This is a genomic window from Anoxybacillus sp. FSL W8-0104 (genome assembly GCF_038004465.1).
Classification (GTDB): domain Bacteria; phylum Bacillota; class Bacilli; order Bacillales; family Anoxybacillaceae; genus Anoxybacillus; species Anoxybacillus flavithermus_G.
The window spans coordinates 2,318,260-2,325,000 of the sequence record NZ_JBBOQU010000001.1 but is presented as its reverse complement, the minus strand read 5'-3'; the positions used below and the strand labels follow the sequence as shown (position 1 = coordinate 2,325,000).

Here is a 6,741-nt window from a genome sequence, read left to right as displayed (position 1 = left end):
GCAAAATGACCCCGTAACTTCGGGAGAAGGGGTGCTCCCTCGGGTGAATAGCCCAGGGGAGCCGCAGTGAAAAGGCCCAAGCGACTGTTTATCAAAAACACAGGTCTCTGCGAAGCCGTAAGGCGAAGTATAGGGGCTGACACCTGCCCGGTGCTGGAAGGTTAAGGGGAGCGCTTAGCGCAAGCGAAGGTGCGAACCGAAGCCCCAGTAAACGGCGGCCGTAACTATAACGGTCCTAAGGTAGCGAAATTCCTTGTCGGGTAAGTTCCGACCCGCACGAAAGGTGTAACGACTTGGGCACTGTCTCAACGAGAGACCCGGTGAAATCATAGTACCTGTGAAGATGCAGGTTACCCGCGACAGGACGGAAAGACCCCGTGGAGCTTTACTGCAGCCTGATATTGAATGTTGGTGCGACATGTACAGCATAGGTGGGAGACTGAGAAGCCTGGACGCCAGTCTAGGTGGAGTCGCCGTTGGGATACCACCCTTGTCGTACTGAGATTCTAACCCGCACCCCTGATCGGGGTGGGAGACAGTGTCAGGTGGGCAGTTTGACTGGGGCGGTCGCCTCCCAAAGCGTAACGGAGGCGCCCAAAGGTTCCCTCAGAATGGTTGGAAATCATTCGAAGAGTGTAAAGGCAGAAGGGAGCTTGACTGCGAGACCTACAAGTCGAGCAGGGACGAAAGTCGGGCTTAGTGATCCGGTGGTTCCGAATGGAAGGGCCATCGCTCAACGGATAAAAGCTACCCCGGGGATAACAGGCTTATCTCCCCCAAGAGTCCACATCGACGGGGAGGTTTGGCACCTCGATGTCGGCTCATCGCATCCTGGGGCTGTAGTCGGTCCCAAGGGTTGGGCTGTTCGCCCATTAAAGCGGTACGCGAGCTGGGTTCAGAACGTCGTGAGACAGTTCGGTCCCTATCCGTCGCGGGCGTAGGAAATTTGAGAGGAGCTGTCCTTAGTACGAGAGGACCGGGATGGACGCACCGCTGGTGTACCAGTTGTTCCGCCAGGAGCACAGCTGGGTAGCTATGTGCGGAAGGGATAAGCGCTGAAAGCATCTAAGCGTGAAGCCCCCCTCAAGATGAGATTTCCCATCGCGTCAAGCGAGTAAGATCCCTTGAAGATGACAAGGTAGATAGGTCCGAGGTGGAAGCGTGGCGACACGTGCAGCTGACGGATACTAATCGATCGAGGACTTAACTAAGCACACAAGAAAAGCGTAGAACGGTCCTTGGCGAAGCCAAGGAAACGTCCGACGGAGCCGAGAGCTTTTGACGAAGACGTGCTTGCACGTCGAACGGAAAAAGCGAAGGCGTAGGAGGATGTTAGTTCGAAGCTAGACAGTAAGAAAAGCGAAGGCGACTGTTCTGTTATCTAGTTTTGAAGGAATAAAAAAATGCTTGACAACAAAAAATATTCCGTTATAATAACATTTGTCTAAAGCATTATTGCTCGGTGACGATGGCGGAGAGGTCACACCCGTTCCCATCCCGAACACGGAAGTTAAGCTCTCCAGCGCCGATGGTAGTTGGCGGGACACCGCCTGCGAGAGTAGGACGTTGCCGGGCAAGATGCAATGGAGGATTAGCTCAGCTGGGAGAGCACTTGCCTTACAAGCAAGGGGTCGGCGGTTCGATCCCGTCATCCTCCACCATGTATGAACATTGATTTACTTTTATCATCGCGGGGTGGAGCAGCCAGGTAGCTCGTCGGGCTCATAACCCGAAGGTCGCAGGTTCAAATCCTGCCCCCGCAACCAAAATGGTCCCGTAGTGTAGTGGTTAACATGCCTGCCTGTCACGCAGGAGATCGCGGGTTCGAGTCCCGTCGGGACCGCCACTATATAAGTGAATTACTTAGACGGCTCGGTAGCTCAGTCGGTAGAGCAAAGGACTGAAAATCCTTGTGTCGGCGGTTCGATTCCGTCCCGAGCCACCATTTTAAATGATGCCGGCTTAGCTCAATTGGTAGAGCAACTGACTTGTAATCAGTAGGTTGCGGGTTCAAGTCCTGCAGCCGGCACCATCTGCGGAGGGGTAGCGAAGTGGCTAAACGCGGCGGACTGTAAATCCGCTCCCCTTGGGTTCGGCGGTTCGAATCCGTCCCCCTCCACCATTTTGACTTTAGGGGCATAGTTTAATGGTAGAACAGAGGTCTCCAAAACCTCCGGTGTGGGTTCGATTCCTACTGCCCCTGCCAAAAAACGTGGCGGCTATGGCGAAGTGGTTAACGCACCAGATTGTGGCTCTGGCATTCGTGGGTTCGATTCCCACTAGTCGCCCCATATATGCTTGAAAATTTTGGGGTATAGCCAAGCGGTAAGGCAACGGACTTTGACTCCGTGATGCGTTGGTTCGAATCCAGCTACCCCAGCCATATATGCGGAAGTAGTTCAGTGGTAGAACACCACCTTGCCAAGGTGGGGGTCGCGGGTTCGAGTCCCGTCTTCCGCTCTTCGTTTCATGGCGGCATAGCCAAGTGGTAAGGCAGAGGTCTGCAAAACCTTTACCACCGGTTCGAATCCGGTTGCCGCCTCCATTTTTTATGCGCCGGGGTGGCGGAATTGGCAGACGCACAGGACTTAAAATCCTGCGGTAGGTGACTACCGTGCCGGTTCGAGTCCGGCCCTCGGCACTGTAAAGGCTTGACAAAGCAAGTTTGTGTGATAAAATTTAATTGTTCCATGCCGATGTGGCGGAACTGGCAGACGCGCACGACTCAAAATCGTGTTCCCTTGCGGGAGTGTGGGTTCGACTCCCACCATCGGCACTGTTAAATAGGGAAAAGGTTTTAGGGACAAGGGGTTTCACAAAGGTGAAATCCCTTGTTTTTTATTTACCGAATACATTTGACGCATTTTTATTTTGGAAAGTAGGTGAATAAAATGATCATTGCGAACAACTATAAAGAAATTAAAGATCATTTTGATTTCACGGATAGTATCATAACGGATATGAAATGGAATAATCCATTAGACCTATCTATCACGATAGACTATTATTGGGATACACAGGAGAATAGGGAGGAAAATAGGACATTAGCGTTGCATTTTAAGGATTGCCTAGATGTGGAGTACAAAATAAAAAAAGAGATACTAGAAATGTCAAGGCGTGATATCCATTTTGATAGCTTGTTCACTATTATTCTCTTCGAAAATGTAGAAGCAAATTCAAGCGAATTTTACCATTTTCATATCTATACCTTTGATTATAAAGAGCCGTTGTTAAAAATTATTTGTAAGCAAGTTCAGTTGGAAGAAGTATAGCGCCACTCGTCATGGATTTTAACAAAGAGATGGGAAAGATTAACAACTAAAAGGCGGTTCGCTCCGCCTTGTTTTATTGTTGTTTTTGCGGTATTATCTCGTTAAGAAAAGCGAACGCGTCAAGTTGTTACTAACTCATATTTCGCACCTTGGTAGGGCGGAACAAAAGGATTTTTCATTCAGTTTTTTAGAAACCCGTGGTGCTATATAAAATCGAGTAAGCATAAAAATAGCCCTTGCTTGTGGATCTCCTATAGAATGGAAGTGCCAACCAACATTCGAAAGGAGAATTCCCATGCAAGAGCCCTTTCATTTTACTACAGATCAAGCAAAGATTCAAAAACAATATGCAGTCATTTTCTTTTTTGTTTCTGCCCAGCTGTCACAAATTCAATTCTATCTTCAACGTCGCAATCGTCATTTGGTGAAACAAGAAGATACGGTGATCATTGCTATTCATCTTTTAGGAAAGCTGCTTGGCTTCTCTTCCGAACGTGCATGGCATCGCTTTGTGACTGGGAACTTGTTTACAACGTTCTCGATACAATCGCCGTTGTCGAGCGCTGCGCTTTGCGATCAAATGGATCCGCCATGAGCTAGCCAAACGTGGACAACACCACGCCTATGCGGTCGTAGATAGTATACCACTCGAGTTGTGCCATGCCGCAAGAATGTACCGAGTCAAACGATTTCAAGGAATCGCGGACATCGGTCTCTGTGCATCGAAAAAGCAGTGGTACTATGGATTTAAGCTCCATCTTCAGGTGACCAACCAAGGACTGCCCATGGGATACGTGGTAACGGAGGCGTCCTGTCACGATCGAACTGCAGCTGAAACCGTCATGACCCAAATTCCTCATCCTTTTAATTTGGGTGATAAAGGATTTATCAGTAGCGAATTGCAAAAAAAGTTGTATGAAGCGTACCAAATCGCTTTTTGGACTCCATCTCGCAAAAATCATCGTTTTTGATTATATGAATTTGATTGTGTATGAAACCAAAAGGTGTTATGTCAAATCTCTTCTTCATTTGTAACCACGATGCCTATTATTGTCCAGGCATATATGCGCGCATTGATTTTATAGGGAAAAATGAGTTATAAAGAGATGAGTGATGCATTTTTGAAAAAGTTGTGAACAACGTATTGACTTGTCCGAGGGGAGTCGATATAATGTAAAACGTAATTACGAAACAGGGATTCCTGTTTTTATTTTTGCATCTGATTCGACAAATTTCTACTTTTTCTGCATGCGGGTGTAGTTTAGTGGTAAAACCTCAGCCACGAGCGACACATCGTCGAATAAGCGACGAGTTGCCTCGACGCACCGATCATCGTTGAGTAAGCGGGAAGAGGAAGAGGCATAGTTGAGCGTGCAGGGCAATTGTGGATATAGTGAATACAATGATGCGGGTGTAGTTTAGTGGTAAAACCTCAGCCTTCCAAGCTGATGTCGTGGGTTCGATTCCCATCACCCGCTCCATACATACGGGGACAACGCAGTGTTTCGTTTCGAAGATGAACGGGGCATTGCGTTTTTTTATTTCGCTTCGCCCCGTATTTGTTATATGATGAGTTGTGTATGAGCTGTACCCCCATGGATTTGAATAAACATCTCTTTCATCGCTTGCAATATTTGTTCACATTGCGTTTCTGTAAATGAGGGCAGAAAATATACGATTTGAATTGCATTTGTTGTTTGCTCTGTAACCATTGTTCGTTTCGAATCAACGATTGGACTGCCGAACGGGCCTTGAGCGTCTTTTGTGACGAGTTTTCGATCAAAATTTGTCGTCCGATCATTGATGCCGATATATTCATCTGCTTGTGTACCGATCGTGACGGCTATATCTCCTGTTAGATGATCTTGATCATAAATGCCGATCGGTAGTTTATAATATAAGGAAAAAAAGTTATTCACATCGGCCGCCGAGTGAATGGATGGAATAAAACTTTGCTTCTGTACGCGACGAAGCAAACTTTCCGATGAAGGACGATATCGGCTCGGATCTGTGCCAATTTGTTTAAATACAGACCGCCATTCTTTTACTTCTGGCCATTCAGCCAACGGAGTTTGTTCCATATCAAAATATAGCAACTCTTGAAATTGGCGAAGTTTCCCTTTCAACATGTTGGGGGACGGACCGACGACGATTTGATCGTATGTAAGGACACCGATTTTAAAATGGGATACGCGCTGTTTTATTGTGTCACAAATGGTTAACATATCGTTCACTCCTTTTTCTTTACATTGTAACATAAACAACGAAGAAAGGAGGGATTCAGGGATGGACGTTGAAGCGCTAAAAGAAGAAATCATTCAATATAGCCGAACAATCGGTATTGATAAAATTGGTTTTGCTCATGCGGATCCATTTTTTGAACTAAAAGAGCGATTGCGTCAACAACAACAACTCGGATATGAATCGGGATTTGAAGAGCCTGATATTGAAAAGCGGACAACCCCATCTTTATTGCTTCCAGAAGCACGTTCTATTATTGCAATTGCCCTCGCGTATCCGTCGAAGCTAAAAAACGCACCGCGAAGCACGAAAACAGAACGAAGAGGCATTTTTTGTCGAGCATCTTGGGGACAAGATTATCATGTTGTTTTACGCGATCGCTTACAAAAATTAGAACAATTTATTTTAGAACGTGTACCAGATGCAAAAGTAAAATCAATGGTAGATACAGGAGAATTATCGGATCGTGCAGTAGCCGAACGAGCAGGGATCGGATGGAGTGGGAAAAACTGCTCAATTATTACGCCAGAGTTTGGATCGTACGTATATTTAGGAGAAATGATTACAAATATCCCGTTTCCTCCTGATACGCCAATCGAAGACCAATGTGGGACATGCACGCGCTGCATTGATGCTTGTCCGACAGGAGCGCTTGTGCAAGGGGGACAGTTGAATGCGAAACGATGTATCGCTTTTTTAACGCAAACGAAAACGTTTATTCCTGATGAGTTTCGCGATAAAATTGGTAATCGATTGTACGGATGTGATACGTGTCAACTTGTTTGTCCGAAAAATAAAGGAAAAGACTTTCATTTCCATCCAGAGATGGAGCCGGATCCAGAAGTGGTGAAACCGCTATTAAAACCACTTCTTCATATGACGAGTCGCCAATTTAAAGAAACGTTTGGACACCTCTCTGGGGCATGGCGCGGAAAAAAACCGATTCAACGGAATGCGATCATTGCATTGGCTCATTACAAAGATGAAAGTGCCATCGACGATTTATTGATATTGCTTCAAAAAGATTCACGTCCAGTCATTCGTGGAACGGCCGCGTGGGCGCTTGGGAAAATCGGAAATCGTAAAGTTGTGCCGATGCTCCAGCAAGCAAAAGAAAAAGAACAAGATGAGGACGTTATTCGAGAAATTGATAACGCGTTAGCGATGCTTGAAAATGTGTAGTTGTTTTTCTTTCATCTCTGACATAACGTATTAAAAAACGAAAAAG

3 protein-coding genes, 14 tRNA genes, 2 rRNA genes and 1 pseudogene (1 of these 20 only partly in view) are annotated in these 6,741 nt (G+C 46.4%); 19 read left to right on the top strand and 1 reads right to left on the bottom strand.

Annotated features, from left to right (window positions below; genetic code table 11):
• The 18 genes and pseudogenes from NST18_RS12270 to NST18_RS12185 form a co-directional block, all read left to right on the top strand.
• Positions 1-1,211, top strand: a 23S ribosomal RNA gene (locus NST18_RS12270) (it extends 1,715 nt beyond the left edge of the window).
• Between the two features lie 247 nt (positions 1,212-1,458).
• A 5S ribosomal RNA gene (gene rrf, locus NST18_RS12265) occupies positions 1,459-1,575 on the top strand.
• Between the two features lie 10 nt (positions 1,576-1,585).
• A tRNA-Val gene (locus tag NST18_RS12260) sits at positions 1,586-1,661 on the top strand.
• 28 nt (positions 1,662-1,689) lie between these two features.
• Positions 1,690-1,766 (top strand) — tRNA-Met (locus NST18_RS12255).
• A 4-nt stretch (positions 1,767-1,770) separates the two neighbouring features.
• Positions 1,771-1,846: transfer RNA gene (locus NST18_RS12250), tRNA-Asp, on the top strand.
• A gap of 23 nt (positions 1,847-1,869) precedes the next feature.
• Positions 1,870-1,945 (top strand) — tRNA-Phe (locus tag NST18_RS12245).
• A gap of 11 nt (positions 1,946-1,956) precedes the next feature.
• Positions 1,957-2,032 (top strand) — tRNA-Thr (locus NST18_RS12240).
• A gap of 5 nt (positions 2,033-2,037) precedes the next feature.
• A tRNA-Tyr gene (locus NST18_RS12235) sits at positions 2,038-2,122 on the top strand.
• Between the two features lie 10 nt (positions 2,123-2,132).
• Positions 2,133-2,206, top strand: a tRNA-Trp gene (locus tag NST18_RS12230).
• A gap of 9 nt (positions 2,207-2,215) precedes the next feature.
• A tRNA-His gene (locus tag NST18_RS12225) sits at positions 2,216-2,291 on the top strand.
• 17 nt (positions 2,292-2,308) lie between these two features.
• A tRNA-Gln gene (locus tag NST18_RS12220) sits at positions 2,309-2,383 on the top strand.
• A gap of 5 nt (positions 2,384-2,388) precedes the next feature.
• Positions 2,389-2,460 (top strand) — tRNA-Gly (locus NST18_RS12215).
• Between the two features lie 11 nt (positions 2,461-2,471).
• Positions 2,472-2,545 (top strand) — tRNA-Cys (locus tag NST18_RS12210).
• Between the two features lie 10 nt (positions 2,546-2,555).
• A tRNA-Leu gene (locus NST18_RS12205) sits at positions 2,556-2,641 on the top strand.
• 51 nt (positions 2,642-2,692) lie between these two features.
• Positions 2,693-2,776: transfer RNA gene (locus NST18_RS12200), tRNA-Leu, on the top strand.
• Between the two features lie 115 nt (positions 2,777-2,891).
• Positions 2,892-3,272 carry a hypothetical protein gene (locus tag NST18_RS12195; RefSeq protein WP_051035038.1) on the top strand — a complete coding sequence of 127 codons (381 nt, stop codon included), beginning with the start codon at positions 2,892-2,894 and terminating at the stop codon, positions 3,270-3,272.
• Between the two features lie 295 nt (positions 3,273-3,567).
• Positions 3,568-4,237 (top strand): annotated as a pseudogene (locus tag NST18_RS12190) (IS982 family transposase); the annotation flags it as partial.
• A gap of 442 nt (positions 4,238-4,679) precedes the next feature.
• A tRNA-Gly gene (locus NST18_RS12185) sits at positions 4,680-4,753 on the top strand.
• An 81-nt stretch (positions 4,754-4,834) separates the two neighbouring features.
• On the opposite strand, the gene NST18_RS12180 is transcribed toward NST18_RS12185, so the two are convergent.
• On the bottom strand, positions 4,835-5,497 hold the full coding sequence (locus NST18_RS12180) for a B3/B4 domain-containing protein (protein ID WP_164875866.1): 663 nt from the start codon (positions 5,495-5,497) through the stop codon (positions 4,835-4,837).
• Positions 5,498-5,558: 61 nt separating this feature from the next.
• On the opposite strand from NST18_RS12180, the gene queG reads away from it, so the two are divergent.
• Complete coding sequence (queG, locus tag NST18_RS12175) at positions 5,559-6,695, top strand: tRNA epoxyqueuosine(34) reductase QueG (RefSeq protein ID WP_004892267.1); 1,137 nt, start codon at positions 5,559-5,561, stop codon at positions 6,693-6,695.
• The last annotated feature ends 46 nt before the right edge of the window (positions 6,696-6,741 follow it).

Bases quoted from the DNA above. Each gene is read 5' to 3' on its own strand.
- NST18_RS12195 (WP_051035038.1), top strand. From the start codon at position 2,892: ATGATCATTGCGAACAACTATAAAGAAATTAAAGATCATTTTGATTTC.
- NST18_RS12180 (WP_164875866.1), bottom strand. From the start codon at position 5,497: ATGTTAACCATTTGTGACACAATAAAACAGCGCGTATCCCATTTTAAA.
- queG (WP_004892267.1), top strand. From the start codon at position 5,559: ATGGACGTTGAAGCGCTAAAAGAAGAAATCATTCAATATAGCCGAACA.